At 40.0% G+C, this 26,076-nt stretch carries 26 protein-coding genes and 3 other annotated features; of the genes, 11 read left to right on the plus strand and 15 right to left on the minus strand.

All coding sequences use genetic code 11. The features are described 5' to 3' along the window. Positions 1–155 precede the first annotated feature (155 nt). Entirely contained in the window at positions 156–1,643 is a 1,488-nt protein-coding gene (locus ACIGG7_RS21025) for an esterase/lipase family protein (RefSeq protein ID WP_397550950.1), read from the minus strand. A gap of 464 nt (positions 1,644–2,107) precedes the next feature. Between ACIGG7_RS21025 and ACIGG7_RS21030 the strand changes: the two genes are divergently transcribed. From ACIGG7_RS21030 to ACIGG7_RS21040, 3 genes are all read left to right on the plus strand, one after another. Further along, positions 2,108–2,416 carry a PadR family transcriptional regulator gene (locus ACIGG7_RS21030; protein WP_397550951.1) on the plus strand — a complete coding sequence of 103 codons (309 nt, stop codon included), beginning with the start codon at positions 2,108–2,110 and terminating at the stop codon, positions 2,414–2,416. A gap of 18 nt (positions 2,417–2,434) precedes the next feature. Further along, positions 2,435–3,619, plus strand: a complete 1,185-nt coding sequence (locus ACIGG7_RS21035; protein ID WP_397550952.1) for a chromate transporter — start codon at positions 2,435–2,437, stop codon at positions 3,617–3,619. Positions 3,620–3,687: 68 nt separating this feature from the next. Next, entirely contained in the window at positions 3,688–4,152 is a 465-nt protein-coding gene (locus ACIGG7_RS21040; RefSeq protein ID WP_224940950.1) for a hypothetical protein, read from the plus strand. Positions 4,153–4,204: 52 nt separating this feature from the next. Here ACIGG7_RS21040 and pssA read toward each other — a convergent pair whose 3' ends face one another. Then, positions 4,205–4,879, minus strand: coding sequence for a CDP-diacylglycerol--serine O-phosphatidyltransferase (gene pssA / locus ACIGG7_RS21045; RefSeq protein ID WP_224940951.1), 675 nt, complete (start codon positions 4,877–4,879; stop codon positions 4,205–4,207). Between the two features lie 210 nt (positions 4,880–5,089). On the opposite strand from pssA, the gene ACIGG7_RS21050 reads away from it, so the two are divergent. The 4 genes from ACIGG7_RS21050 to ACIGG7_RS21065 all read left to right on the plus strand — a co-directional run bounded on the left by ACIGG7_RS21050 (position 5,090) and on the right by ACIGG7_RS21065 (position 8,723). Continuing rightward, positions 5,090–5,536 (plus strand): DUF2062 domain-containing protein, encoded by a 447-nt coding sequence (locus ACIGG7_RS21050; RefSeq protein ID WP_224940952.1) that lies wholly within the window; start codon positions 5,090–5,092, stop codon positions 5,534–5,536. A 477-nt stretch (positions 5,537–6,013) separates the two neighbouring features. Next, entirely contained in the window at positions 6,014–6,238 is a 225-nt protein-coding gene (locus ACIGG7_RS21055; RefSeq protein WP_224940953.1) for a hypothetical protein, read from the plus strand. A gap of 141 nt (positions 6,239–6,379) precedes the next feature. Then, positions 6,380–6,594 (plus strand) — a binding site (T-box leader). Positions 6,595–6,684: 90 nt separating this feature from the next. Beyond that, positions 6,685–8,415, plus strand: coding sequence for an aromatic amino acid hydroxylase (locus tag ACIGG7_RS21060; protein ID WP_397550953.1), 1,731 nt, complete (start codon positions 6,685–6,687; stop codon positions 8,413–8,415). Next, complete coding sequence (locus ACIGG7_RS21065; protein WP_397550954.1) at positions 8,412–8,723, plus strand: 4a-hydroxytetrahydrobiopterin dehydratase; 312 nt, start codon at positions 8,412–8,414, stop codon at positions 8,721–8,723. The genes ACIGG7_RS21060 and ACIGG7_RS21065 overlap by 4 nt, the downstream gene beginning before the upstream one ends. A 16-nt stretch (positions 8,724–8,739) precedes the next feature. Here ACIGG7_RS21065 and ACIGG7_RS21070 read toward each other — a convergent pair whose 3' ends face one another. The 5 genes from ACIGG7_RS21070 to ACIGG7_RS21090 form a co-directional block, all read right to left on the minus strand. Beyond that, positions 8,740–9,159: a GNAT family N-acetyltransferase gene (locus ACIGG7_RS21070; RefSeq protein WP_397550955.1), complete on the minus strand. Its 420-nt coding sequence runs from the start codon at positions 9,157–9,159 to the stop codon at positions 8,740–8,742. A gap of 22 nt (positions 9,160–9,181) precedes the next feature. Continuing rightward, entirely contained in the window at positions 9,182–9,646 is a 465-nt protein-coding gene (locus ACIGG7_RS21075) for a GNAT family N-acetyltransferase (protein WP_397550956.1), read from the minus strand. Positions 9,647–9,723: 77 nt separating this feature from the next. Further along, a complete protein-coding gene (gene pyrH, locus ACIGG7_RS21080; protein WP_397550957.1) occupies positions 9,724–10,452 on the minus strand; it encodes a UMP kinase in 729 nt (242 codons plus the stop codon). Between the two features lie 233 nt (positions 10,453–10,685). Continuing rightward, on the minus strand, positions 10,686–11,891 hold the full coding sequence (thrS, locus tag ACIGG7_RS21085; protein ID WP_397550958.1) for a threonine--tRNA ligase: 1,206 nt from the start codon (positions 11,889–11,891) through the stop codon (positions 10,686–10,688). A gap of 51 nt (positions 11,892–11,942) precedes the next feature. Beyond that, positions 11,943–12,167 (minus strand) — a binding site (T-box leader). A 35-nt stretch (positions 12,168–12,202) separates the two neighbouring features. Further along, positions 12,203–12,424: a binding site (T-box leader), on the minus strand. Positions 12,425–12,556: 132 nt separating this feature from the next. After that, the gene (locus tag ACIGG7_RS21090) at positions 12,557–13,414 is read right to left on the minus strand and encodes a YitT family protein (RefSeq protein WP_397550983.1); all 858 of its coding nucleotides are present in this window, start codon (positions 13,412–13,414) and stop codon (positions 12,557–12,559) included. 470 nt (positions 13,415–13,884) lie between these two features. Here ACIGG7_RS21090 and ACIGG7_RS21095 point away from each other — a divergent pair, with 470 nt between their 5' ends. Together ACIGG7_RS21095 and ACIGG7_RS21100 are read left to right on the plus strand one after the other, a co-directional pair. Then, complete coding sequence (locus ACIGG7_RS21095; RefSeq protein ID WP_397550959.1) at positions 13,885–15,138, plus strand: ATP-binding protein; 1,254 nt, start codon at positions 13,885–13,887, stop codon at positions 15,136–15,138. Positions 15,139–15,270: 132 nt separating this feature from the next. Further along, on the plus strand, positions 15,271–15,621 hold the full coding sequence (locus ACIGG7_RS21100; protein WP_397550960.1) for a hypothetical protein: 351 nt from the start codon (positions 15,271–15,273) through the stop codon (positions 15,619–15,621). Between the two features lie 71 nt (positions 15,622–15,692). On the opposite strand, the gene ACIGG7_RS21105 is transcribed toward ACIGG7_RS21100, so the two are convergent. The 6 genes from ACIGG7_RS21105 to ACIGG7_RS21130 all read right to left on the minus strand — a co-directional run bounded on the left by ACIGG7_RS21105 (position 15,693) and on the right by ACIGG7_RS21130 (position 23,007). Continuing rightward, complete coding sequence (locus ACIGG7_RS21105; RefSeq protein WP_397550961.1) at positions 15,693–17,546, minus strand: LTA synthase family protein; 1,854 nt, start codon at positions 17,544–17,546, stop codon at positions 15,693–15,695. Further along, positions 17,543–19,156, minus strand: coding sequence for an aminotransferase class V-fold PLP-dependent enzyme (locus tag ACIGG7_RS21110; RefSeq protein WP_397550962.1), 1,614 nt, complete (start codon positions 19,154–19,156; stop codon positions 17,543–17,545). The genes ACIGG7_RS21105 and ACIGG7_RS21110 overlap by 4 nt, the downstream gene beginning before the upstream one ends. Before the next feature lie 11 nt (positions 19,157–19,167). Beyond that, positions 19,168–19,743 carry a glycerol-3-phosphate acyltransferase gene (locus ACIGG7_RS21115; protein ID WP_397550963.1) on the minus strand — a complete coding sequence of 192 codons (576 nt, stop codon included), beginning with the start codon at positions 19,741–19,743 and terminating at the stop codon, positions 19,168–19,170. Between the two features lie 58 nt (positions 19,744–19,801). Continuing rightward, entirely contained in the window at positions 19,802–20,539 is a 738-nt protein-coding gene (locus ACIGG7_RS21120; RefSeq protein ID WP_397550964.1) for a YwaF family protein, read from the minus strand. 241 nt (positions 20,540–20,780) lie between these two features. Beyond that, positions 20,781–21,578 carry an alpha/beta fold hydrolase gene (locus ACIGG7_RS21125; RefSeq protein WP_397550965.1) on the minus strand — a complete coding sequence of 266 codons (798 nt, stop codon included), beginning with the start codon at positions 21,576–21,578 and terminating at the stop codon, positions 20,781–20,783. 427 nt (positions 21,579–22,005) lie between these two features. Beyond that, positions 22,006–23,007 (minus strand): DUF3231 family protein, encoded by a 1,002-nt coding sequence (locus ACIGG7_RS21130; protein ID WP_224940968.1) that lies wholly within the window; start codon positions 23,005–23,007, stop codon positions 22,006–22,008. Between the two features lie 198 nt (positions 23,008–23,205). Here ACIGG7_RS21130 and ACIGG7_RS21135 point away from each other — a divergent pair, with 198 nt between their 5' ends. Then, positions 23,206–24,099, plus strand: coding sequence for a glycerophosphodiester phosphodiesterase (locus ACIGG7_RS21135; protein ID WP_397550966.1), 894 nt, complete (start codon positions 23,206–23,208; stop codon positions 24,097–24,099). A gap of 42 nt (positions 24,100–24,141) precedes the next feature. Here ACIGG7_RS21135 and ACIGG7_RS21140 read toward each other — a convergent pair whose 3' ends face one another. After that, a complete protein-coding gene (locus ACIGG7_RS21140; protein ID WP_397550967.1) occupies positions 24,142–24,465 on the minus strand; it encodes a TIGR04104 family putative zinc finger protein in 324 nt (107 codons plus the stop codon). Between the two features lie 156 nt (positions 24,466–24,621). Here ACIGG7_RS21140 and ACIGG7_RS21145 point away from each other — a divergent pair, with 156 nt between their 5' ends. After that, positions 24,622–25,398, plus strand: coding sequence for an MBL fold metallo-hydrolase (locus ACIGG7_RS21145; RefSeq protein ID WP_224940970.1), 777 nt, complete (start codon positions 24,622–24,624; stop codon positions 25,396–25,398). A gap of 42 nt (positions 25,399–25,440) precedes the next feature. Here ACIGG7_RS21145 and ACIGG7_RS21150 read toward each other — a convergent pair whose 3' ends face one another. After that, positions 25,441–26,046, minus strand: a complete 606-nt coding sequence (locus ACIGG7_RS21150; protein ID WP_397550968.1) for a YitT family protein — start codon at positions 26,044–26,046, stop codon at positions 25,441–25,443. Positions 26,047–26,076: the final 30 nt, after the last annotated feature.

Consider the following 26,076-nt stretch of genomic DNA (forward strand, 5'->3'; position numbering starts at 1 on the left):
ATAGGACTGAATTACGGAATAATGTGTGGATAGTAGTTCCTATTTCAATTAGAAGTATCCAGCATTTTGCCTGACTATTGAATCGAGACTTTGTATTCAGTTCATTCCCATGAAAAAAAGAAGCCCCTCACCATAGGCTTCTCCTATACTATCTGTTATTCTCCATACACCTTTCCATTTGCATCCACATAAACGGTTTTAATCAATGTCCGATTAAATCTATTTTTGCCTTTTGATCCGTTCAAATCTATCGTTACATTATAGACGCCTTCTCCCAATTTCGGTAATTTGAATGTACCGTTCTGCTTTGGTTTCAACTTCCCTTTTTTTAACATCCCATTTTTATAAAATTCAATCGACATGTCCTGCTGTAGGCTTACCTTGCTATCCTTTTTCTTCAAACTGATTTCATCTTGATTCACATCTACCATTACAGCATCATTCAAGCTGCTTTCAAAGGAAACGTTCAATAGATATTGCTCTTGATTTGAAGAAGTTGATTCAAGTGTCCATTCACCAGCAATCGGAGTTTGAAGTGTCAGAGTGTGGTGATAGGCTCCTTTAAAATAATCACTTCCGTCTTTTTTCACAGTAAAAGAAGAATAGCCTTTCTGCCCTGGGTCTTTCAGGATTATTCGAGAAGAAGGGCTGCTGCTCATCCAGTCAAAGGTGATCGAGGTTGCCCCCTCTTCCACTTGTATTTTTTCTTGAGTTTTCCCCTGATATTCCCCTCCTCTTATAAGCGAGGATGCATCATGATAGGAGGCTGAGTTGCGTTCTGTGGTTTGATTCAAAGTTCCTGAAGATTGGATCGCCGTTTCATTCAAATAATCCTTGAACAAATTAAACGTAGATGAACCTTCCTTGATAGAGTAATGATTCCAATCCCCTACCTTCAATTCAGTAGCATAAGGAAGCCTTGAACTTTTGACCGTAACGGCCCCGTCATTACTTCCATATCCAGAGAGATATAATCCTCCCCAATACAGTGAACCTCCAAAACTCCCCCATTTCGTGCCACCAAACGTATAGATGGGAATTTTACTCACATTTGCATGTTGATCTGTTACATCACGGAAGTAACTCATGTATCCTGTTTGCAATGAGTAAGTGGCATCATTCTTGTTGCCAAGTATGCCTGCCAGCCAACCCGCCCAACTGCTGTAAGCAAGATCTGCCAATTGAGAACCATGATGCGGAGTGGAAAGCGTGATCACCCTTGAAACATACGGAAAAGCACCGAAGTGAACAAGAGCAGACTGGGTATCGATACCACCCTTACTATGAGCGACAATTACCACCTTTTCTCCGTAATAGTTGTATATATCACGTATCTTCTGTGCAAGGAGTGCGCCGTTGTCCCACATATTCTTTGTGGGATATAAATCGATAAAAGCGGTTTCATATCCGTTCTGATAGGCGGTATCGTACATATTATTGTCATCCCACCAAGTGTTAGAAGAGCTGTTTAAACCGTGAACAAAAAGGATCGGTTGCTTTGAAGGAGCTACATAAGAAGGAGTCGTACCAACATACCACTGTCCAGGAACCCCAGAAGGATCTTCTTTCCAAGAACCAGCCTGACTCCATGACGGCAATAATAGGAACAATGCCAAAACAATCATACTAATCTTTTTGATCATACACTCTCTCCTTTTTTCAAATGTCATAAACATGTAAAGTATATCGGCAGGAATAAGAAGATATGACAGGACTTATGTAACACATGAAGAAAGTCCTAACAAAGACAAAGCATCATCATTTTTAAAACGACTATACAAATACGACAGTTTTCGTAAACATTGTTGCTTTCGGATGTAGTGAGTAGTAGTTGCAGTGACCAATTATAGTTAATAGTACTAATTCTCTTTCTACTTTAGAGGAAATAGAGAACTGCGGAGACTCCTACGGAAAACCGGAGCATTCTCTTCACCCTCTTCCACACTAAGAATAACAACAACCATTGCATAAAGAGCGTTTAAAAAATGCTTTTCCCAGATCATTTATTCTTTTAAAAATCGATTTTCACATGCTATAGTTACAGTATAAAAAACCGATATCGGATATCGATATTGAATTTCGATATTAAATAAAGAAGGTGTTTATTGTGGAAGATAAAGTCTTAAGAAAACTATTCCTTGGATTCATTCAAATACATATCCTGCATCACGCTAAACAAGAACCCATTTATGGGAAGTGGATGCTTGAAGAATTGAAAGAACATGGATATAACATCAGCTCTGGTACACTGTATCCCATTCTTCACTCCATGGAAACAGACGGGCTGCTACTAAAAGAAGATAAAAACGTGGACGGGAAAATCAGAAAATATTATTCAGCAACCAATAAAGGAAATGAGGTTTTGGGTGAAGCCCAAAACAAAGCATTTGAGCTTTTTAAAGAAATAAGAGACTGATAAGTAGGTGAATACATATTGAACACATCAAGAAAAATTAAAACACTGATTGAGCTCCTTTTCATATCTACTAGACTGGGATTTACATCCTTTGGAGGACCTGCTGCCCACCTCGGTTATTTTCATGAAGAGTATGTCCGTAAAAGAAAATGGATGGATGAAAAAAGCTACGGGGATCTCGTAGCTCTCTGTCAATTCCTTCCCGGGCCTGCCAGCAGTCAAGTGGGGATTGGCATAGGCATTATGCGTGCCGGTGTGCTTGGCGGAATTGTATCTTTTTTGGGTTTCACCCTTCCGTCTGTAATGGTTTTAATTCTATTTGCCATTCTTCTTCAAGGAGCCGATATGTCCAATGCAGGATGGTTACATGGGTTGAAGCTCGTAGCGGTAGCAGTGGTGGCGCATGCGATTTTAGGTATGGCCAAGAAATTGACTCCAGATTTAAAGCGTAAAGCCATTGCCCTCTTCACTTTGGTGATCATTTTACTTTGGCAGACTGCCCTCTCACAAGTCGGGGTGATCCTTCTATCTGCTCTTATCGGATTCCTACTTTATCGGCATCATGAAGCAGGTGATGAAACAGTGTTAACGTTTCCCGTTTCGAGAAGATTCGCGTTGATTTGTTTATCGATTTTCTTTGGGCTACTGTTTCTACTTCCTATTTTCAGAGAATGGAGCACATGGGAATGGCTCGCTCTCTTTGACAGTTACTATCGATCTGGATCATTGGTATTCGGTGGCGGTCATGTTGTTTTGCCGCTCCTTGAGAGGGAATTTGTTCCGACAGGCTGGTTGACGGAAGAACAATTTCTGGCAGGATATGCTGCAGCCCAAGCGGTCCCTGGCCCGCTCTTCACCTTCGCAGCTTATATTGGAGCAGTGATTAACGGTTGGAAGGGTGGAATCCTTGCGACGATTGCCATTTTCCTCCCTGCTTTTCTACTCATTCTGGGGACATTGCCATTCTGGGATACACTAAGACAAAACCCCAAGATAAAGGGAGCACTAATGGGGGTAAATGCTGCAGTGGTCGGCATTTTGGTTGCGGCTTTTTATCATCCAATATGGACCTCTTCCATTCTGGCACCAGTCGATTTTGCTTTCGGTGCGATTTTATTCAGTATGCTGGTCTTCTGGAAGCTGCCTCCTTGGATTGTCGTCATTACTGGGTCCATTGGTGGCTTCCTGATAGGAATGATTTAAAATATCAAGTATAGACTTCAAACGTTGTGGAAAACTATGAAAAACCAAAACGTTTGGAGTTTTTCTGTATGACAGCCAAAGTGATGCTTTTCATTGCCTTCTTTCTTCCCTGGTTCAGTTTATTCTTCGCTTCTTCAAAGACTATAAAGCGATTTATGCCTGTCACCATTCTCACTTGCTTACTTATGACCATCATCTTTCAAATTGCCTATACATACAAATGGTGGATCATCCATCAATATATCGTTCCCTGGGGGTACATGATAGATGTGAGCTTTGCATACGGAATTTTTGCAGTAGGGACCTTTTGGATATTCCGATTTACATCACATAAATTCATTCTTTATACGACGGTGAACTTCCTTATGGATGCCTTTATGTGCTTTGCAGCTCTGCCGTTGCTGGCTCTACTCGGAATAGCCGAATACGATAAGATTTCTCCTTGGCAATATCTCCTGGTCATTTATGGTCTCTCTTTCATCATTTACGCTTATCAAAAATGGCAGGAAACCATTTTCAAACATGCAGAATAAAGAAAGGAGCCGGGCACTGCCCGGCTCCTTTCTTTAGTGCGACTGAAGAGAATTACCTTTTGATAAAACGATACGCAAGATACGCTATATACAGTGGGGTGGCAATGTAAATGAGGTACGGAAACTCCTCATAGGTCCCTTTATAGATCACATAAAGCAAAGCACCGATAAAGAGGGTCACAATGGTTCCATATTTAGGTAATGGAACTTCCTTCAAGCTCGGAATTCTAATCCTGCTCACCATGAGAAAGCACATCGCCGTAAAAATGACGGTAGTCACGATATTCGGGATCCAGTTACCGAATAAAGTAAGGATGGCCAGAATTCCACCCGCTGCCGTAATGGGTACCCCTACAAAGTAGTGCAGCGACGATTTCGGTGGACTTGTATTGAAGCGTGCAAGGCGGTACGCACCGAACAAAGGGAATAAACCTGCTACGATGAACCCTAATAAACCGAATTGAAAAAAGTATGTATAATAAACAAGAAACGATGGTGCCACACCAAATGTCACAATATCCGCCAAAGAATCTAATTCTTTACCAAGATTACTGTCTGCATTGAGCATTCTTGCAAGTCTTCCATCCATACTATCAAGCATCATGCCTATAATGATCAAGACCGCAGCATTCTTAAACTGTCCACTTGCTGCAAATCCGATGGATAAGAATCCACAATATAAATTCCCCAACGTCACCATATTGGGGATCTTTTTGGTTAGTTTCATTTTCATGTCCTCACTCTGCCAAATATTCTACTATTACTAGAATACCATTTTATTTACACTCATAAAGAAAATCATGAAAAAAATCCAATGAATCCCTTAAAAAAATACAATTTCAATTTACAATCGCCAAAATAAGACATACTATAAACTAGGATGACAAAAAACAGACTTGAATAGAATCAAAAACTCGAATGATTTGGTGATTATAACATGATAAGAAAAAAATTAAGACAATTCAAATGCCTCACTTTAAAACTACTACGTCTTAAAGATAATGCCCATAGTATCGCATTAGGCTTCACGGTCGGTCTATTGATTAACTTTGTTCCTTCCTTTGGGATCGGACCCATTATTTCAACGGCATGTGCAAAGATATTCAAGGGTAATTCTTTCGCAGGACTAGTTGGAGGGGTCTCTCTAATCTGGGCATTCCCTTTTTTCTTTTACCTGAACATTGCTGTGGGTCATCTCTTCTTCCCATTGGATTCAACAAACGATGCCGTTGGAGTGGGATTACAAATCGGGAAAGCCTTCTTTACCGGTATGCTGATCAATATACCCATATTCGGCGTCTTGATCTACATCATCATGAATTCCGCAGTGAGAAAATATAGAGGAACCATGCTTACTTTTGTACAAAGGAAGTGGAATGTGTAAGTTCCTCCCTCATGAGAGATGTTTGGCATGATTGAATACTTTCTATAATATCTTTGTATTTCCATGTCATTTTGATCTCTTACTGTATAAAATAATGAAAAAATCTAAATAAATGGTTTTGCGTACCCCAAATCAAGGTATTATTCACATGTCAGCGGTTATATAAACAGGAGACGGATTCCGAATTGCGTCGTTTTTATGATGAATTGCGTCATTTTTTTAATTATTGCGTCGTTTTCACTCCTAATTGCGTCATAATTCTTTTAATTGCGCATTTTAACATATAATGGTAAAATCACGTTCTCTCCAAGTGAAATCGAACCACACCTAAATGTTTGAAACCAATCCCCCCTCTTCTCCGTATATTCAAGTATAGAAATTCATTCTTCAAATGACCATTTTTTTACTTTTTATCTCGCACTTTGATATAATTAAACTATTACAAGTCGAGAATATAAGAGAAAGAGGAGGATTGAAATGACCGGTACAATCGCTGTAATCATGATTTTTTCTATACCCATTCTCGGCATCATTACAGACCATTTTCAAAAACAATCCAAGCTTAAACAGAAAATGTTAGAAGATGAACTACAGCTTGAAAAATTGAAACATGAAAATTTCGTCATTGAAACTCAAAAAATGAGGCTTGAATTAGAAAAAATGAACCTCGAAGATCCAAAGGAAAAGACACATACATTATAAAAACGCCTTTAATGGCGTTTTTATTTGTATTAGATTCAATTTTGCCATTCTTTCCGGTTGAAGGACATATACGAACTTGAAAATTTTTCTTGACTTTAACGCTTAAAAGCGTTTAAGATATAAAGCATCTTGAACATATATAACAAAGCTACGATGGATTTGCAGTAGTGAACTCCTCCCTGTTACCAGAGAGCCGGTATCGCTGAAAGCCGGCACAAAGGAAGTTTCATGAATTACGTTTCCGGAGCTTCCTGTCCTTCAATAGATCAGGACGGTCATTGACCGTTATCAATTTGAGTGGTAAGTTGTCATAAACTTACAATGAGGGTGGTACCGCGAATTCAATCGTCCCTGCTGATTTGTTTCAGCAGGGACTTTTTGTATGTTCATACTTTCGTGCACAAAAGCGTTTAAGTACTAAAACACCATACTAAGGAGAATGTTTTATGAAACAATCGATTCCAAATCATTTACGTCAATTTGTAGCAAAGCAGTATTATGATGCCTATACACCCATTGATCATGCAGTTTGGCGGTATGTCATGCGACAGAACCATCATTTTCTGGAAGGAACCGCTCATGAAGCCTTTACTGAAGGATTAAAATCTTCCGGAATCAACATCGAGGAAATCCCCAGAGTTAGTGACATGAACAAACATCTGTCTGAAATCGGCTGGGGAGCTGCGATAGTTGATGGTTTAATTCCTGGTACTGCATTCTTTGATTTCCAGTCCCATGGTATTCTACCGATTGCCACAGATATCCGACAAAAATCTAATATTGAATATACACCTGCTCCCGATATCCTTCATGAAGCGGCCGGTCACGCCCCCATACTATTTGACGAAACGTACTCAAAGTTTGTTAAACTTATTGGAAATATCGGCGCCAATGCATTTGCTACTGAAGAGGAGCATGAAGTATTCGAAGCAACCAGAAGACTATCCATTGTGATGGAAAAACCGAATTCGACCGAAGAAGAAATCCTGAGGGCAAAAAAGATCTTAGCAGAAAAGCAGGAAACGGTATCCGGGCTCTCGGAAGCTGAGCAGGTATCGCGAATCTTCTGGTGGACCGTCGAATTTGGATTGATCGGAGAATTTCATCAACCAAAGATTTTCGGTGCCGGACTGCTTTCGTCGGTTGGTGAGAGCAAGCACAGTTTATCCAATGAGGTGAATAAGCGGCCATTCTCTATACATGATGCTATTCAAACAAGCTATGATGTCACATCCATGCAAACTCAATTATTTGTATGCGAAAGCTTTGACCAATTGATTGATGAGGTAGAAAAATTTGGTGAAACAATGGCATTCCGAAAAGGAGGTACAAATTCAATCGAGAAAGCGATTCACTCCAATCAAGTGGCTCATATTGAATACAATTCCGGCCTACAGATTACAGGGGTCTTTAAAGAAATAATCAAAGACGCTGATGGTGAGGCAATCTATGTAAAGACGACAGGGCCGACTGCTCTATCCGTGCAAAATGAGCAACTGAGTCATCATGGAACGGAACGTCATGCCGATGGATTCGGTGCCCCAATCGGTTACCTTCAAGATGGGACCTGTTTAGAAAGTAAAACAGAAGCTGAATTGAAGAAGATGGGCATAGAATTGAATAAGATGATGCAAATCACCTTTGAAAGCGGCATAGAAGTTTCGGGACATGTAACGGACATTGTCTTTCACCATCAACACCCCATCCTCTTGACCATAGATGAATGCCTGGTCACTCATGGAGAACAGATTCTATTCCATCCCACATGGGGAACATATGACTTAGCCGTCGGTTCTGCTATCGTTTCTGCACGCCCCCATGCTGCTGACTTCGATGCTTACTTTGGCAATGTGGTTTCCATTCATGAAGAAATGGACGGTGAATCTGAGCCGCTTACACCTTTGGAAAATCTTTTTGCAGAAGTGCGTGATTTGCGTGAAGTCAATTTCTCTATCGATTTAGTTCACAGCATAGTAGGGAAATTAAAAGAAGATTTTCCTGAAGAATGGCTTCTTAGACTAGAGATAGTCGAACTCTTGGAAATTCATGATCCGGAAGCATGTATAAAGAAAGAACTTCTTAGAGATTTGCTTCATTTAAGTGAACAGGATCGATTTCAGCGCTTGATTGAAAATGGTCTTGATGTGATCTATGACAGGAAAGGTGTCATCGTATGAAGAAGTTGAATGAGGCGACCATTTCCCAAAAGTTGAGGTCCATTGAGAAATGGGAGTTGAAAGATGGTAAATGGATTGAAAGGCGCTATCGGTTCAAAGATTATCTTGAAGGGATCCGTTTTGTTAACAAATTGGCCGAACGATCAGAAGAAGTAAATCATCATCCCTTCATAACGATTCAATACAAGCTGATTATTGTAGAATTGACTTCTTGGCATGAGAAAGGTCTTACAGACGTTGATTTTGACCTGGCTGATGAGTTTGATTGTATCTTTGAAGGTACGGATGGATCAGAAGGCAGTCACTGATGTGACTGCCCTTTTTTTATTCCAGATATTCCTCCGTCAATGTTGGATTAAGGTACCTTGCCATACCGGTCTTCAGGTTTTTCATGCCATGTTTTCTATAGAAAGCTTCATTTCCTGAAGTCGATACCAGTAAGATACAAGATACGTCTTTCAATTGTTCCAACAGATCCCTCATAATTTGACTCGCGATTCCCCTTCGTTGATAATCCTGGTGGACGACTACATCATATATCGTCGCGTTGAAGACCCCATCCGTCAAAGCTCTGCCAACCCCCACAATACGCCCTTCAAAAACAGCAAGGGAAACGATATCACTCCTCAAGAATATTTTGGATATAATTTCATCTGTATGTTTAAGCCACCCTACTGAATGATACACATCTTTTATTTCTTTCATTTTATCCGGTTCAAATTGGTTCAGAATCTTAACGCTCACCGTTCAAACACTCCTACTTCTTCTATAGATGGTATTCCATTTTAAGAAATTCATGGCTACCACCATTGGTCTTTTGAATGAATGTTCCAAGAGCGGTAAAACCTGACTTCTTATACACTTTGATCGCACGTTGATTGAACGTGGCCACAGATAGACTGAAAGCACTTGGAGAATATTTGCTTCGCGCGAATTCCAATCCGGCTTCCGTGAATTCTTGTCCTTTGCCTTTTCCAGTCATACCAGGCTTCATTCCCAATCCGATTTCAATCGTTCCATCATTCAAGTCATTGAATGAAAAGAAACCAATCAGCTTCCCTTCATTGAGAACCGAAAAAGTCGCATTTCCACGTCTCCCTTCATCCAGAAATTCTGCTAAATCTTCTTCATCTGCCGATATATCATAAAAAGCATATTCTCCTTCATACTTCCATGTATTTGCTATACATTCTGCCTGTTCCTGAGTCATCATTTGAAAAGTAAAACTCATATGCGTCTCCTTTTAATAGAAAAAAGTCAAGGAATTGTCCTATTATGGAAACTCCTGTTTCAACTGCCGTCATCCGCTTACAATTTAGTCTCACCATGATTAATCAAAGTGCCCCATTTCTGTCCGGAGCATATTTTCTCCATAATTCCCACCTGATTAAAGTTAAAGATATGCACCGGGAGCTTATAATCCCTTGCTAATAGGAGCGCTGACTGATCCATGACTTTAATATTGTTCTTAACCACGTCATCATAATTTAGATTATGGTACATCTTTGCCTCTTTATCCTGTTTAGGGTCGGAAGTGAATACACCATCCACTCCTTGTTTCGCTACCAGAATGGCATCACTATTTGTTTCGATCGCTCGTTGGACACTCGGATAATCCGTCGTGACGAAAGGCTGGCCATTTCCCCCTCCGAAAATGACAATGTATCCTTTATCCAAATGATGGACAGCTCTTAAACGGATATAAGGTTCAGCCACTGCCGAGACAGGGATGGACGTCATGACCCTTACTTCTCTTTCCGTTTTACTTTTGAGCACTCCTCTCAGCATCAAGCTGTTTACGATCGTTCCAAGTGTACCGATACTATCCGCTTCCACACGATCAATTCCCCAATTATCAGCTAAATTACCCCTGAATATATTTCCTCCTCCAACTACCAATGACACTTCAATTCCCATGTTTACAATGGACAGGATTTCGTTGGCAATATGCTCAAGCTCTGCTGTACCAAAATTATTCCCTTCTTTATCTGCCAAAGCTCCCCCGCTCAACTTTATTAGAACTCTTTTGTAACTCAAATGGCTTCCCCCCTTGACATAAAAAAAGCTAAAAAGTAAAATGATTTACTTTTTAGCTCTTAAATAGGAAGAAGAAATGGTATGGTCATTTAGATAAAAAGTGCTCATTTCTCCTCCCCCTTTCATTGTATTCAGAATTTTCCTTCTGTTAGTGTATTAAATATACAGGAATTGGTCAAGAGAATTTTTCCACAATTAACCTCATTTCAACAAGGCACCAATCAATCACCTACTTATATCAACTCGTCTTTAAGTTTCATGATCACTTCTTTCATTGTAACTACCCCAAGGTTACCTTCCTTCCTTTTTCGGAGAGACACCGATTGCTGCTGAAGTTCTTTATCCCCTATCACCATCATATATGGAACTTTCTGCATCTCTGCCTCTCTGATCTTCAATCCGACTTTCTCAGCTCGATCGTCTAACTCCACCCTTAAACCTTCATTTTCCAACTGAAACTTTACTTCTTCGGCAAAGGCGTTATGAGCTTCAGAAATAGGAAGGATCTTCACCTGATGAGGAGCTAACCAAAGAGGGAAGTCACCTCCAAAATGTTCTATGATGATAGCAAGGAAACGCTCAATGGAACCATAAATAGCACGATGGATCATAATCGGCATCTGGGCTTGATTGTCTTCACCGATATATTGACACTGAAATTTTTCAGGCATTTGAAAATCGAGTTGAACCGTCCCACACTGCCAGCTTCTTCCGAGAATATCAAGAATATGAAAGTCGATTTTCGGTCCGTAGAAGGCTCCGTCTCCTTCGTTGATATGATAATCAACTTCTCTATCCTTCAATACTCCTTCTAGATCATCTTCTGCTTGATTCCAAAGGTCTACAGATCCCATAAAGTCTTCCGGGCGAGTAGAAAGCTCGACTTTGTAGTCAAAACCGAATTTCCCATAGAAACGATCAATGAGATCGAGGACTTTATGAAGTTCTTCACGAATCTGATCTTCCCTGACAAATAAATGGGCATCATCTTGAGTGAAGGAACGGACCCTCAATAATCCGCTCAATGATCCGGAAAGCTCATGGCGGTGAACCAACCCGAGCTCTCCAAAGCGGAGGGGTAATTCACGATAACTTCTTTTCTTACTTTTATAAATGAGTACGGCACCTGGACAACTCATAGGCTTGATGGCATATTTCTGATCGTCCACTTCTGAGAAGTACATGTTTTCATGGTAATGATCCCAATGACCCGACTTCTCCCAAAGCTCTTGTTTCATCATGATCGGTGTCCGGATTTCCTGGTAGCCTGCCTTTCTGTGTTCCCTCTTCCAGAAATCCTCCAGTTCATTCCGTAACAGCATGCCTTTCGGTAAATAAAAGGGCATCCCCGGGGCCTCTTCCATGGAAATGAACAATTCAAGCTCCTGACCCAATTTTCGATGATTTCTCTTTTCAACTTCTGATTGGATAGACATCATTTTATTTCCTCCTTAAGATTTTTTTATATAAAAAACCGCATTCATCCCTAACCAAGGGACGAATGCGGTCGTGGTACCACCCTAATTCCGAAGTGCTCAACAACATGAACACTTCGCTCAAGTAAGATAACGGTTTTCCCGATTATGGATACTTTGATTTCCCCATAATAGCTCCGAGGTGGTAAATCAATTCCCTTTCTTCAGGGCTTGCAGCCTCATGACCCTGTTCTCTGGTAAGAAGGTAAAAATGATTTGTGTCCTCTTCTTAGCGATTTGCTTATTCAAAAATAAAAAACCGCACTCATCCCTAACCAAGGGACGAGTGCGGTCGTGGTTCCACCCTAATTTCAAAGAGTATAAAGAAACTCTTCGCTTAAGTAAGATAACGGTTTTCCCGATCATGGATACTGCACCTTCTCCATGATAGCTCCAAGGCGGTAAAACATCCATTTCTCTTCAAGGCTCTCAGCCGGTGACCCTGATCTCTGATTAAGAGAAGATTGAATGAATCATGTCCTCTTCTTTGCTTTCATATAGTATATTCCAATTCGTATAAAAGTGTTATTGAAATTATATGGGAGTATTTACTAACTGTCAAGCGTCATTTTATACAAAAATAACCAAGATCATACCGACAAGTACCAGCCCACAATACCATTCACAAATCAATGTATATCTTTCTTCTTGAACCTTCCTCCCCTTACCTCTGCAATATCCGCAATGGCGAGAAAGGCGGATGGATCATGTTCTGCCACAATGTCTTTCAACTTTGCCTCTTCCAGACGGGTGATAACACAGAATATCACTTTTTTATCATCTCCTGAAAAGGCTCCTTCCCCCCTTAAATAGGTAACCCCTCTACCTAACCGGTGCAGGAGGGCATCTCCGATTTCTTCATAATTTTCACTAATGATCCAGACGGATTTTGATTCATCCAGCCCTTTTATCGTAATATCTATGATTTTAAAGGCCACATAATAGGCAAGTAATGAATACATGGCTCTATCCCAGCTGAACACAAAGCCTGCACTTGCTAATATGAAAAGATTTACAAACATGATGATTTCACCGACTGAGAAGGGAAGCCTTTTACTGGATAAGATTGCGAGGATTTCTGTCCCGTCAAGTGAACCTCCATAACGGATGACCATACCTACTCCTATCCCGAGGACAATGCCTCCGAATAAGGATGCCAGTAGAATATCTTGAGTGAAAGCTGCGACTGGGTGCAGAAAAGTAGTAGACACAGATAATATGACAATGCCATAAAGGGTAGAGAATGCGAAGGTTTTTCCGATTTGTTTATAACCGATGAAGAAAAAAGGGATATTTAAGATGAAGATAAAAAGTCCGAGCTTTACGCCGGTTATGTGCGAGAGCATGATGGAGACACCGACGATCCCTCCATCAATGACTTGGTTGGGGACGAGGAAAATCTCTAGGCCGACAGCCATAATCACAGCACCTGCCGTAATCAGTATGGCCCGCTTCACCACTTCTTTCAGGGGAATCTTCTTATGCATGATCTTTACCTGCTGTGGTTCATGTATGATCTGACCTTCCATCTTCATTCCTCCTCGTATAAGATATTCTCACGATACAGGCGCTGAAATCCGATAAACCTAAAGACCACCATTACTCACCGAATATGTACCTTCTCCTGATCCATCCCACCAAAAGGGCTTGTATAATCTATATATTCTATTCGCCCAGCTAAAATACCTTCAAATCATGAGGGACGGACCTTGAAATGAAGGAACTCAGACAAGGCAAAAGAAAAAGAAAAACGCTTGAAACATGCTTTAACACTACTTTTTCTGTAAATGCGCAAGAGAAATAACTGTTCTATTTGGAGGTCCGTCCCTCATAAGATAGTAAGATTTGACTAATACGGGAAAATGAAGTATTTTTATTATTTGTATGTTCATGTTTGTATGAGCTCTGGGGAGGTTTTTTATCCCTTAGTTTAGTAGTTTTTTTGGAGGCTTTGCTTTTGATTACATTAATCAAATCACTATTGGTCAATATTACGATTTTATTTTCCTTTGCTTATAATGCCAATGTATTGTTTCCTTTTAAAGAGAAACAGGAATCCGCGTTTAAACACAAAATCACATACGGGCTGGTTGCATCATTCGGCGCATTATTATGTATGCTGTACCCGATTGAAACTCTTGGGGAAACCCACTTTGATTTACGGATGATCGCGATATTGATTGTGACCATTTATGCAGGCTTCCTTTCTGGTTCCATCGTTCTTTGCTGCGTGATCTTTTTCCGGTATCTGATCGGAGGTCCCTATGTTGCCGTAGGCATTGCTGTATCAGTGCTTCCGTTTATAATCGGTATTCTCTTTCGAAAGATGCTATTGAAGACACAGTACAAATTATTGGTAAGTACCGTCATTTTTATCATTCACGCACTTTTTTACATCGCCATCATTAAAGCATTCATTCCAATTCTGCACTTGCCATTTTATTTTACGTACTTTACGGTGTTCTATTTTACATTTCTAGCTTTGGTATACATCATCGAACATTTAGTCCGCACCAATAAACAAATAGAAGAAATGGTATATCTGGACAAGTTGAATATGGTCGGACAAATGGCGGCTTCCATCGCACATGAGATCCGCAATCCCCTTGCAACTGTAAGAGGATTCATACAACATCTAAGTGAGGACTCACAGGACGCTAGATTGAAGAAGTACTCACCACTTATCCTGAATGAATTGGATCGAACGAACAAAATCATTACCGACTACCTGAACGTAGCAAAACCGAGCGGATTTCAATTGTCCAATCTCAACCTTGAAAACGTCATAGGTGATTGCGTGGACCTATTAAGTCCCTTCGCAGCCTATTCCAACACAACCATTCTCTTTGACGGGACAGGCTCCCATCATATTAAAGGGGATGAGGACCATTTGAAACAAGCCATTATGAACGTCATAAAGAACGGAATAGAATCCATTGAAGGTCAAGGCGAAATGTCGATTTGTCTAAAAGAAGACCCATTCTCTAAATCTATCATCATCACGATCTCGGACAACGGAAAAGGGATGACCGGAGAGGAATTAAAGAAAATCGGCTTACCCTTTTATACGACGAAAACAAAAGGAACCGGACTCGGTAGTATGGTGACCAATAAGCTCGTTCGCGAAATGGGGGGAATGATTGAATACGAAAGTGAATTGAACAAAGGAACCGTCGTTCGGATCAAACTTCCTCTTATAACAAATCAATAACACCATTAAAGAGCTTAGTCATTCTAAGCTCTTTTCTTATGAGGATTCCATCACCCTTCCCTCTCTAACTGTGATACACTTATTCTATCAGGATTTTCCAATACATACTTTTTGGAAGGAAGGAATGTAATCATGAATAAAAGACGCACCTTTCTTTTTTTTATTGTTGTCGTCATAACACTCAGTATTATCTCGATACTCAACAAACCAACTGAAAATGATTATGAAAAGTGGCTAAAAAAGGAGTATGGGATTGACTGTAAAGAAGACTGTTCCATTATCGAAATGACAAGTATCAATGGGGATATAACGGAAAGAATCAAGTATGCTGACGTAAAGGGGACCAATTCTTCCGGTCTATTCACCCTCCGCATCAATCGACAATACCAAAGTCTTAATGACCCTGAGAACATGATGAATATTGATGTCATCGGGTTCAATGGAAGGTTCTATACACTGACTTCAAGGAATGAACCGAAATGAGTTTACATAACTATATTATGATTCACTTAATAACCCCTAGCTTAACTCAAAGCCGGGGGTTATACATCCTTTTACTCTAAAAATCTCAATAAATCTCCATACACAATATCATCTGACTGCCTTAATTCCTCCCTTACCTTTTCCTTGTATGGCTCGCAACGTGAGTCACTGACTGGTTTTTCACCTATATTGCTGTAGCAAGCATTGTCTTGAAAAATATACTTCTCCGTAATGAAATCCCCATCCCGAAAGATAACAGGATGATTTCCATCTCTAGTAAACAGACTGTGCCCAAATGAAAGGGTGTCCTTCGATTCGATGCCCAATAAATGTAGGATGGTCGCGCGGATATCGATCTCCCCTCCAATGGTTTCAATCGTTTTCGCTTTTTCACCAGGTACATGAATGATAAGGGGTACCTGTTGGAGCTTGGCATGATTTACAGGAGTATCCTCTTGACCCAGAAGTTCAAACACTCCCTGTTCATATTTTTCAGAAATCCCGTAATGATCCCCATAAAGGACGACTACTGTATTCTGATACATTCCATTTGATTTTAGTTTCTCAAATAACGCCTTAATGGCTTCATCTTCATATCTCACCGTTGTAACATAACGATTTACAACATCTTCACTGGTAGAAGCCTCTTCAATGAACTGATCATGTTCTTCCAATAGGAATGGAAAGTGATTCGTCAATGTAATCAGACGTGTATAGAATGGCTGTGGAATTTCCTCTAGATAGGTAAATGTCTGATCAAAAAATGGAATGTCCTTAATCCCGTAATTCACCGAATTTTCTTCGGTCACGGTGTAATCCCTCTTGGAAAAATAGCGATCATACCCAAGCGACTCATACATGGATTCACGGTTCCAGAATGTACGGTCATTACCGTGAAATACAGCTGCATAATAATCTTTCTGTGCTTTCAGGAGATGAGGAAGACTTCTGTATGTATTGTCAGGTTTCCTCACAAATGCTGATCCGCTTGATAAAGGGTATAATCCCGTGTCGATCATAAACTCTGCATCCGATGTTTTTCCCTGTGCGGTCTGATCATAAATATTCGTAAAGTAAAAACTATCCTTTATCAATTCATTCAGGAACGGTGTAATTTCTTCTCCATTGATTTTTTGATTGATTGCAAAATTCTGTGTAGATTCCATACTGACTAAAATCAAGTTTTTCCCTTCAGCAACCCCAAATAAGTCCGACGGTTCTTGTTTGGACGACTTTGTATACCTTAAGGACGCCTCTGTGTCTGATTTGCCTGCAAGCAGGTGCGAGATCGGGTTCGTAGCTGCAATCGCGATATCGTATAAATGATAATTGAATGGTCCGATTGATTTAACCAGTTGCTCCCTGTCGTAGGACTCTGCAAATAAATAAGGAGATCTCACCAAACCAATCACAAGTGTACTCATTAGTAAAGTCACACTTAATCCTATGTAGCTGAACTTCCATTTCCGTGATAACACGGTGGCTCCCCTTGGTTTTCCCTTTAGTATCCATCCAGCCAAGAGGATATCTACCAATAACAGAATATCCCAGGGGCTCATCAGTTCAAATGTGCTTGGCCCGATCCCTCCCACGTTTTTAAACTGAAAAAGAATAGGGACCGTTACGAAATCTGAATAAAACCGAAAGTAAAGAAGGTCACCGTATAGGAGACAGGTTACAATCCCCATCAGAATGATAACCAGGATCGGTTTCAATTTCCTAAAGAAGAAAAAGCTGAATCCAATCAATATCAATAACGATCCAACCGGATTAAATAGAATAAGTAAGATGTCAAGAAATGATTCCACGTGCAGGTTGAACCCTAAGAGCGATACCAAAACGGTTTTGACCCATAGGGACAGAATCGCGAACCCTGCCAATTGTTCGTTGCTAAATGCCAAAAGAAATTTTTTCACTTCACTCATTGGATTACCTTTGGATCCCTCATGCTTTGAAATTCTCTTGTGAGAACAGACATTGCGTTCAATACCTTCCATTCATTTTGCGATCCCATGAGTGCCACTTGAACCCAATTCCTGTTAATCAAGTATTTACTTTCGTAGCTTAATAAGATGCCAGCCCCTTTGCAGACATCTCCAAATTGTCTACTACATAGTTCCCTGTTTAGAGCGAGTGTAATCACCCAGGGAGCATACGATTCACCCTCAAGCAGATGTAAACCTTCTTGTTTTAATAAGCGCCTTACTTTTTGGGAAATTATAAGATTTTTTTCATAGTCGACCACCTGTAAGGCTTCTTTTAACGCACCCAGAAGGTTGGATGAATGAGTAAACGGGACGCTTCCACCGTTTGTAGCATACATTTCCACATCCAGATATCTTGGGATGGAATCACTTGGATTGATTTTATCACGATGAAATATCAGAGCCAGACCGGGATAAGACCCCAGTGCCTTTCCGCTTACAGAGCTTGCGAGATAAACATTTTTTAAATCAATCGGAATCGCACCTACCGAACTGCAGGCATCCACACAAAGCTCTACATCGTATTTTTGACATAGCGAAAGAAGCTTCCCGATATTGTATAAGTACCCCGTTGATGTCTCACAATGAACAGTCCAAAGCCATTTTATACCTGGATCACATTGGAGTACGGTCTCAATTTCATCCAATGTAATCCGGTCATTCCATTCCTTTTCAATGGTATGAAAAGATAAATCGAATCGATTTCCATGATCCATCAACCTATAACCAAATTCTCCATTTGCAAGAATGAGCCCCCTTCCGGATAGCTTTGTCAGTTGAGCAGCTACCATATCATTGGCAAGAGTACCGGTTCCCACTGCCACCTGAACATGATTCGCACTTGTCATTTTCCTTAAGTTCTTTCGCACCTCTTCCATTTCTTGAAGAAATAAACTGCTCCTATGTGAAATAGCTTCCTTTTTAAAAGCATCTTCCACCCTTTTATGACGGGGAACGGGTCCAGGAAGAAATACATGAGGAAGGGTTTCTTCAGACTTTCGTACCATCAAGCGCCGAAACGCCTTGGTAGAATTCTCAAAACTTTCACGAGTCAGATACATGGGCTGAAATCTCGCAGCATCTTTACCGACGAGTTCTGCAAACGGACGAAAGCCCATACGCTTATATAGTTTAAGCTGCCGAACAGTACCTGAGATCAAGGCCATGGTATATCCCTTTTCTAAACAATGTGATAGAAGCACCTTACATAATTGATAGAATACCCTCGTACTCCTATATGCTTCCTTAACAGATAAAAGCCTGATTTCACACAGTACGGAATGTGGGGGCAAATACTCATCCAAGTTGCCCAACTTTTGATCCAACGAAAAAGGTCTGTCAGATCTTACGGCAATCATTCCCACAACTTCATCTCCAGCCTTTGCGATGACATAAGTATTTTCATCGTGAAACCGATCCTTAAGCATGCGACTATCATTTATTTCATGCTGAGGGATTTCCTCTACGAACGTTTGATAATTTAAAGAGTATATTTGTTGATATTCATCCGGATCTCTTGCAATCTTATATTGCAATATTTGACTATTCATACTTGTACCTCCTATGTTTGAACTGAATGGTGAAATGATCGGTTATGGGATAACAGAATAATCACAAATAAAATTCCCAAGCCAGCAGATTTAATGAATGAATCCTCAATCATAATGGCTGTTATGGGAATGGAAGCCATTGAAAGAAAACCGGCTAATGTGTACTTCCTGATTACGATGTAAACACCACCCATCATGATGGCAAAGACAACGATACTTAACGGACAAAGAAATAAAGCAGAAGCCAAATAGGCGACAATCCCCTTACCGCCATGAAATCCGAGTTGGAAGGGAAATAGATGTCCTATCACTACCATTAAAGAGCTTAGGATTAAATAGCCTTCTCCCTTGGTCAGGACAGATGTGATGAATAATGAGAGAATCACTTTTCCTGCATCAATGAAAATCGTCAACAAGAATCCTTTCTTGCCTGCCATCCGTCCTGCATTCGTAGCCCCTACATTCCCGCTTCCGACCTTCCGGATATCCTTTCCAGTGAGAGATTTTACAATATAATAAGCTCCTGTTATACTTCCCAGAGCGTAAGAAAGCATCATGATTAGACTTATTGTCAAACTGTGACTCATGTTACCTGCTCCCTGCTATTCTTATATGTTAATAGACGGTAGAACCATGTAAAAAGTTTCATATATTTACCTTTTCTTCTTTCCTTCTCTTCTTAACGATGATAAAAGGGGCATATAAAATAATAAAAAGAAAAAAACTGACCCCTTCCAAGGAAATCAGATACCAAGGATATTCTCCCAAATAATCAATGGGACTTGCATTATAAGGTTTATGCATGAGAAACATATAATTCGCTCCAACCATTTTGTTGACTAAATAAGCGAATAAGGCAAACCCATTTAATGCAAAAAATGCCCTGATCAAGGAACCGAATGTCAGTCTGAACCCTTCGATCCACACCATGTACAAACAAGCTACTACAATCGTTAAATGGGCAAGAAAGAATTGAAAATACCGGAAGTGAGGAAATCCGAAAAAAAGCTCCGGTGTGATGATGGCTATAAACGCACCTGACATACTGACAAAGAAACCGATTTCAAAGATCCGATAGCTTCTGGTCAACAACATGATGATACAAAGATACAATGATAATGAACATAGTTGAAATGGCAGGTTGACGGCTACATCCCAATGATCATTGATGATATACCACACTTGAAAAGACGCCTCACTCAATACAAGTAAAACAACCAGGGTCCATTTGAATAATCTTTTCATATTCCCTTGAATACGATGTCTTCCTACATATAACCCCACCATGCAGCCAACCGAAACGAGAATGGCTGCCAAATGAGAAACAGAAAACAACTCAAAAGGATACTCGTCATACCTGAAATTCAATACATCCCAAAACAAACCCACAATCCCCCCAAACCGACTCCATCTATACTATATTCTACCAATACCCCCTCATTTCCTTTATAGGGACGGACCTCAATTTCCTCATCCACTTTCTTTATTTAGAGCCCTTTTCCATCATTTCTGCAGGGACGGACCTCTTCATTTATCTATATTATTCTCGACATTCCATTGCCCCCACACTTGACTCTTTCACAAATAAAAAATCCCACTTCATCATTGAAATGGGATTTTCAAGCTATTGAACCTTTCGCAGCGGAAGATTCTGATTGTTATAAATGAAATCGAGGGCAAGCCGGTTAAACTCAGATGGCTTTTCTACATTGCAAACGTGTCCGCAATCCTCTAGAAATACTTTCACAGCAGAAGGATCCCCTTTTGTGTCTTCATCAAGTGAATCAACAAAAAGATGATCTTCTTTTCCTGATATATACAGCTTCGGGATATGTGCTGCCCTTTCCTGTACGCAGATGTAAGTTGCTTTAATATAGGGTGTAAGTCGATACCACGCCAGAAAATCCTGTCGTTTCATTCTCTTCGCTTCCCGAATAAACAACTTTCTTGAAATACTATGATTGCTTTTTGGCATCATGACATATGCGAATAACTTATATAACCACATGAATGGAATCAGTTTTTTGACCGCATGACCAATATGCAACAGGGTGTTTGAGAATAACGTAAAACGCGTGATGCATCCTCCCAAAACCGCTGATTTCACACGCTCGGGTGCTTGTTGCATTAAATGGTGAATGACCACTGAACCGAGGGATATCCCAATAAAATGGGCCCGCTCAATCTTGATCTCATCCAGCACTTCCACGACTTCACGTACAATTAAATCAATCGTAAAAGGTTCATCATACGATTCCACTCCTGGCGATTTGCCATGACCAGGCAAGTGAATCGTCACTACATTGTAGTACTTTTTAAAGGTTTCCAATTGCTTGCAAAAAATCTTTGACGTCCCTCCAATTCCATGAAGGAAAACCACATACTCTTTGCCGACTCCCTGATGTACGGTGTATTCTAGCATCTATTTCTCCTTAAAAACAGCACAACCTACCAAAAGTGTGGAATGGATCACGCGGTTGAACCAGACGGATCATCAATAAGATCATCGGTTTGGATCTACCTGACATGAAGCACTCTACTCTCTTGAAGCCTTACCTTAATGTATCTTTATTCTATCTTACCTTAAGGTTCTTTGTCATATAGATTCTGAAGAAATTCCGAACTTTTTGTGTTATCAGATTGTAATTTCACCATTATTTTTATTCGTTTCGTCCCTTACATGTAGTCAAATATCTACCTTAAAGTATAAAACGTTGATAAAACCATTGAACATTTATACCTGACAAAATGTTTGCATCTACTCTTTATACTATCCATGTTAAGCATGGTAAGGATTCCTACTAAACATATAAATACGATTTTTGAATACATATTACTCCCCCATATCTTTATTCACATATGCTGCCTCGATCTTCCTGTTGCGGAGGCTGCTCCATCCAACCTCTTTCCACTAAGAGTTTGAGGCCATCAGATCCATATTTCATAATTTCCGTCACAAACAGTGTGTAATGAACAGCCAGGTCCTTTCTTGTTGACATCGTTATAGCATGACAAAGCGTCGTCAGACCGACTGAGTTCGAAGAAGATATAAAAAACAACATCAACTTCTCTGAAAACGGTGGCTTTGTAGAGGCAGTGATCTCCATGGAAACTGGATACGTCGGAAATGCATCGTCTTTCACAAGTACATGATTAAACGTCGTAATCTGCTTTTCACTCAGTTTTTTCCCTTTCCTTAAATAATCCTTTACTTCTTTGTCTTTAGACGTTTGTATGAATCCTTTCAATAAAATGATGCCTATGCAATTCCGCTCAATCACAAAGAATAATTCACTCAGTTCGAGGGCGTTCAGTGGCCTCTTATCCCCTAACCAGCTTTCCATCAAGGAGGGCTGATGAGAAATATACTGTATGGATTGAGGGTAATTCATTTTAGGTGGCCGGTCATAAATTCCTTTTTCCAACATCAATTGCAAGGATTGTTTATACAATGTTAGAGCTTTCGTCAGGCACTGTTCGAAAAGGTCATACACATCTGAACGGGCAACAGCCCCCACAATTGTCGTGTAGTGACTACTTGTGACCTGACCCCCTCTATAGACAAAGCTCAGAGCAAATAAATCCGAGTAAAGAGGTGGTGCCTTTGTATCTACATCCTTTTCTGTGAAGCCATTCGGAATCGGAAAGCCTTCAGAAATATAAAGGTTTCTGATTTTATTCATCGTTTCAATATTCGTCATCAAACTTTCCTCAACAACGGATTTGATCCTTTCGTCTTTCAGGTATGTAAGAAAATGTGTGTAAAAGCAATTAAGCGCCGAGCACTTAATATAAGTCGTCCATAATGCGGAGATTTCTGCAGTAGTCAATTTGATGTCTTGGTCCTCCATCTTACGACTCCTTTTCTTTTTACTATAGTGTTTTCCTAATGTTGTAAATTATTCTCCATTCATTGGTCATGTATCTATAGTCTCAGCTGTCATATTCCATTAATCCAATGTTCACACAAGCTTTTCAAACATGATGATTTTCTTTCAAATTCATATTATATCCTTATTTTGAGTTTACTTCAGAAGGGAGAATGTAAAATGAATACACTAGTAAAGAAAGTTTGTTTATCTGCGGCAATGATTGGGCTAGGCGCCTCTTCCGTTCAGCCTGCACTTGCGGAAACTGGTCATCCAGCAATGAATGACAACCAAATCTTGAACATTGCGCACAGAGGAGGATCTGGATATGCTCCAGAGCATACTCTTCCATCTTATGAACTGGGAGACGAAATGGGAGGGGACTACATAGAGCTTGATCTGCAGATGACAAAAGACGGTGAATTGATTGCCATGCATGATGAAACGCTTGATCGAACAACTGATGGAACTGGACTGGTAAAAGATTATACACTGGCAGAAATCAAGGGTTTGGATGCTGGTTCATGGTTTAATGATATGCACCCTGATATGGCCAAGCCTGAATACAATGGCTTGAAGGTTCAAACGCTTGAAGAAATCATCCAACACTTTGGAAAAGACAAGCACTACTACATTGAAACAAAATCTCCTGAAGTATATCCAGGTATGGAGAAAAAATTACTTCAAATTCTGAATGAGTACAATCTGATAAGGAAAAATGGACCTTCAAGTAAAGTGATCATACAGTCCTTTAGTGAAGAAAGTCTTCAAAAAGTACATGATATGAACGAAGATATCCCACTTGTTCAATTAATTGATTATAAGACGGATGCCACTATTACGGAAGATGAGCTTGACCACTACGAGGAATATGCAGTTGGTCTTGGAATGAGCTATAAAAAGATCGATGAAGAATATGTAGAGAAAGTACGAGATCATGACCTTTTGGTCCACCCTTACACCGTCTTGGAAAAAGAAGATATGAAAAAATTGATCGAGTGGGGCGTGACAGGAATGTTCACCAACTACCCTGATCGTTTAGAAGAAGTATTAAAAGAAATGAAGAAGAAGTGATCATGTGGAAATAGAAAGAGCTGCCCCGGTCGGCAGCTCTTTTTATGATCCCTTCTTATATTCATATTTGACGAATAACGGTAGGAAAATTGAAATGACAAACGCCATTAACACAATCAGGAAAAAAGTTACCGGTTTTGACAATCCTTGTTCAGGAGCAATCAATAAACCGAATACAACTGCAGGCACTAAAATGAGAAAGGAAACAATAAATTTGGAAACTGAACTAATTGTATGCCTTTTTCCACAATGACTACATTCTATTGGTGAATAAGATTTCCATATGGAAAACAAAAGCTCTTTCCATCTAAATTGATTCTTACATCCATTACACTTCTGCAAAGCACTTCCCCCTATATAGCACAACTTTTTTATTTTATTTTATCATTTTTCTACTGCTAGTTATAGCCGATATTCGAGGTCCGTCCCACTTTCTTTCATGAAAAAATATAATCCATGCAGGATTTTTCCCATTTCATTCGAATATTGTACTATAACACTAATTCTCAAGGAGTAACTGAATTGATACAATCATTTAAATTAGACGTTCAAACATTTGGTCAAAAAATGCCCGTTTATTTTTTTCAAGTTGATGATGTTCTAATAGATACCGGGCCATATAGTATGAAAAATGAAGTTCGTTCGATTGTGAAAGATCTACCTATCAAAAGGGTCATTCATACTCATCACCATGAGGACCACACGGGCAATAGTGCTTGGATTGAAAGATTTTATTCCATTCCTCAATGGATTCATCCCTTGGGAGTAAACGCATGCAAACAGAGGACCAAGCTTCCATTCTACCGAGCCTTGTTCTGGCACAATCGTGCACCATTTCATCCTAGAGCTCTTCAGGAAGATGTGTTCGTGACCGAGCATCATTCATTCCAAATTGTCCATACTCCTGGCCATGCCGAGGATCACATTGTTCTTATTGATGAAGAGAAGGGGATTTGCTTCTCAGGGGATTTATATTTATTTCATTCGCCCACTTCCAATTTCTCATTTGAATCCGTTCCCGAATTGATCCGCTCCATTAATAAGACACTGTCATACTCTTTTCAAGAAGTCTATTGCTCTCATCAAGGTCATTTGAAGCATGGTAGAAAGTTATTAGAGAAGAAAAGAGATTACCTTCTTAATCTTCAAGATAACGTAAAGAAGGCTCATCTCGAAGGAAAATCAACCAAAGAAATACGCAAACACCTTTTGCCCAAAAACAAACTCTTTCAATACATCTCACTGTTTGAAAACTCGCCCACACACACCGTCAAATCGATCATTAAAGAAATATCCTAAATAAAAGGTCCGTCCCTCATCAAAGAGGGACGGACCTTTTATTCAATAGTTTCCCAGTCTTGGAATCCTGCCTTTGATATCGAAGTTGTTGATGAAATCAAGAGTCCTTGTCCCGATATACTGACAAACAATGGCATATATAATAAGGCTGAAATCGACGACGATACCTGTTAGGAGCAATACACTTCCATTAATAAAGAATAGAGTCCTCCCAGGAGAATACCCTTTCAGTTTTGATATAATGAGTGCTAAAATGTCCATTCCACCTGAAGAAGCTCCCATCCTGAAGAGAATCCCGACCCCGATACCAAAAAGGATGCTTCCAATGAAGAGATCCACGTACACAAATGAAACAGTGCCCGCTACAACTTGATCTGAGATATCTACAACCACTGATGAAACGGATACACAATACATGGTCCAAAGGGCATTTTCCTTACCCAGCCATTTCGCAGCTGCCCCCAATAAACATACATTCATCACCCAAAGGGTAACGGCAAAAGGAATATGCAGCAGGTAATGAAACAGAACACTCACACTTGCTGCTCCACCCGAAGGAATGAGGTGTGGAAACAAAAATACAGCCATAGCCAAACCTTGTATACTTGCGCCTAATGCTAACATTACAGCTTTTATCAAAATCCTCATATCACTGCTCCCGATTCTGTAAATAAACTC

The sequence above is a fragment of the Rossellomorea sp. NPDC077527 genome (assembly GCF_044542955.1).
In the GTDB taxonomy this organism is placed as follows: domain Bacteria; phylum Bacillota; class Bacilli; order Bacillales; family Bacillaceae_B; genus Rossellomorea; species Rossellomorea aquimaris_E.

Coding starts and splice junctions, on each gene's coding strand:
- ACIGG7_RS21025 (WP_397550950.1), bottom strand. CDS start 1,643: ATGATCAAAAAGATTAGTATGATTGTTTTGGCATTGTTCCTATTATTG.
- ACIGG7_RS21040 (WP_224940950.1), top strand. CDS start 3,688: ATGACAGCCAAAGTGATGCTTTTCATTGCCTTCTTTCTTCCCTGGTTC.
- pssA (WP_224940951.1), bottom strand. CDS start 4,879: ATGAAACTAACCAAAAAGATCCCCAATATGGTGACGTTGGGGAATTTA.
- ACIGG7_RS21050 (WP_224940952.1), top strand. CDS start 5,090: ATGATAAGAAAAAAATTAAGACAATTCAAATGCCTCACTTTAAAACTA.
- ACIGG7_RS21055 (WP_224940953.1), top strand. CDS start 6,014: ATGACCGGTACAATCGCTGTAATCATGATTTTTTCTATACCCATTCTC.
- ACIGG7_RS21060 (WP_397550953.1), top strand. CDS start 6,685: ATGAAACAATCGATTCCAAATCATTTACGTCAATTTGTAGCAAAGCAG.
- ACIGG7_RS21065 (WP_397550954.1), top strand. CDS start 8,412: ATGAAGAAGTTGAATGAGGCGACCATTTCCCAAAAGTTGAGGTCCATT.
- ACIGG7_RS21075 (WP_397550956.1), bottom strand. CDS start 9,646: ATGAGTTTTACTTTTCAAATGATGACTCAGGAACAGGCAGAATGTATA.
- thrS (WP_397550958.1), bottom strand. CDS start 11,891: ATGATGTCTATCCAATCAGAAGTTGAAAAGAGAAATCATCGAAAATTG.
- ACIGG7_RS21090 (WP_397550983.1), bottom strand. CDS start 13,414: ATGCATAAGAAGATTCCCCTGAAAGAAGTGGTGAAGCGGGCCATACTG.
- ACIGG7_RS21100 (WP_397550960.1), top strand. CDS start 15,271: ATGAATAAAAGACGCACCTTTCTTTTTTTTATTGTTGTCGTCATAACA.
- ACIGG7_RS21105 (WP_397550961.1), bottom strand. CDS start 17,546: ATGAGTGAAGTGAAAAAATTTCTTTTGGCATTTAGCAACGAACAATTG.
- ACIGG7_RS21110 (WP_397550962.1), bottom strand. CDS start 19,156: ATGAATAGTCAAATATTGCAATATAAGATTGCAAGAGATCCGGATGAA.
- ACIGG7_RS21115 (WP_397550963.1), bottom strand. CDS start 19,743: ATGAGTCACAGTTTGACAATAAGTCTAATCATGATGCTTTCTTACGCT.
- ACIGG7_RS21125 (WP_397550965.1), bottom strand. CDS start 21,578: ATGCTAGAATACACCGTACATCAGGGAGTCGGCAAAGAGTATGTGGTT.
- ACIGG7_RS21130 (WP_224940968.1), bottom strand. CDS start 23,007: ATGGAGGACCAAGACATCAAATTGACTACTGCAGAAATCTCCGCATTA.
- ACIGG7_RS21135 (WP_397550966.1), top strand. CDS start 23,206: ATGAATACACTAGTAAAGAAAGTTTGTTTATCTGCGGCAATGATTGGG.
- ACIGG7_RS21150 (WP_397550968.1), bottom strand. CDS start 26,046: ATGAGGATTTTGATAAAAGCTGTAATGTTAGCATTAGGCGCAAGTATA.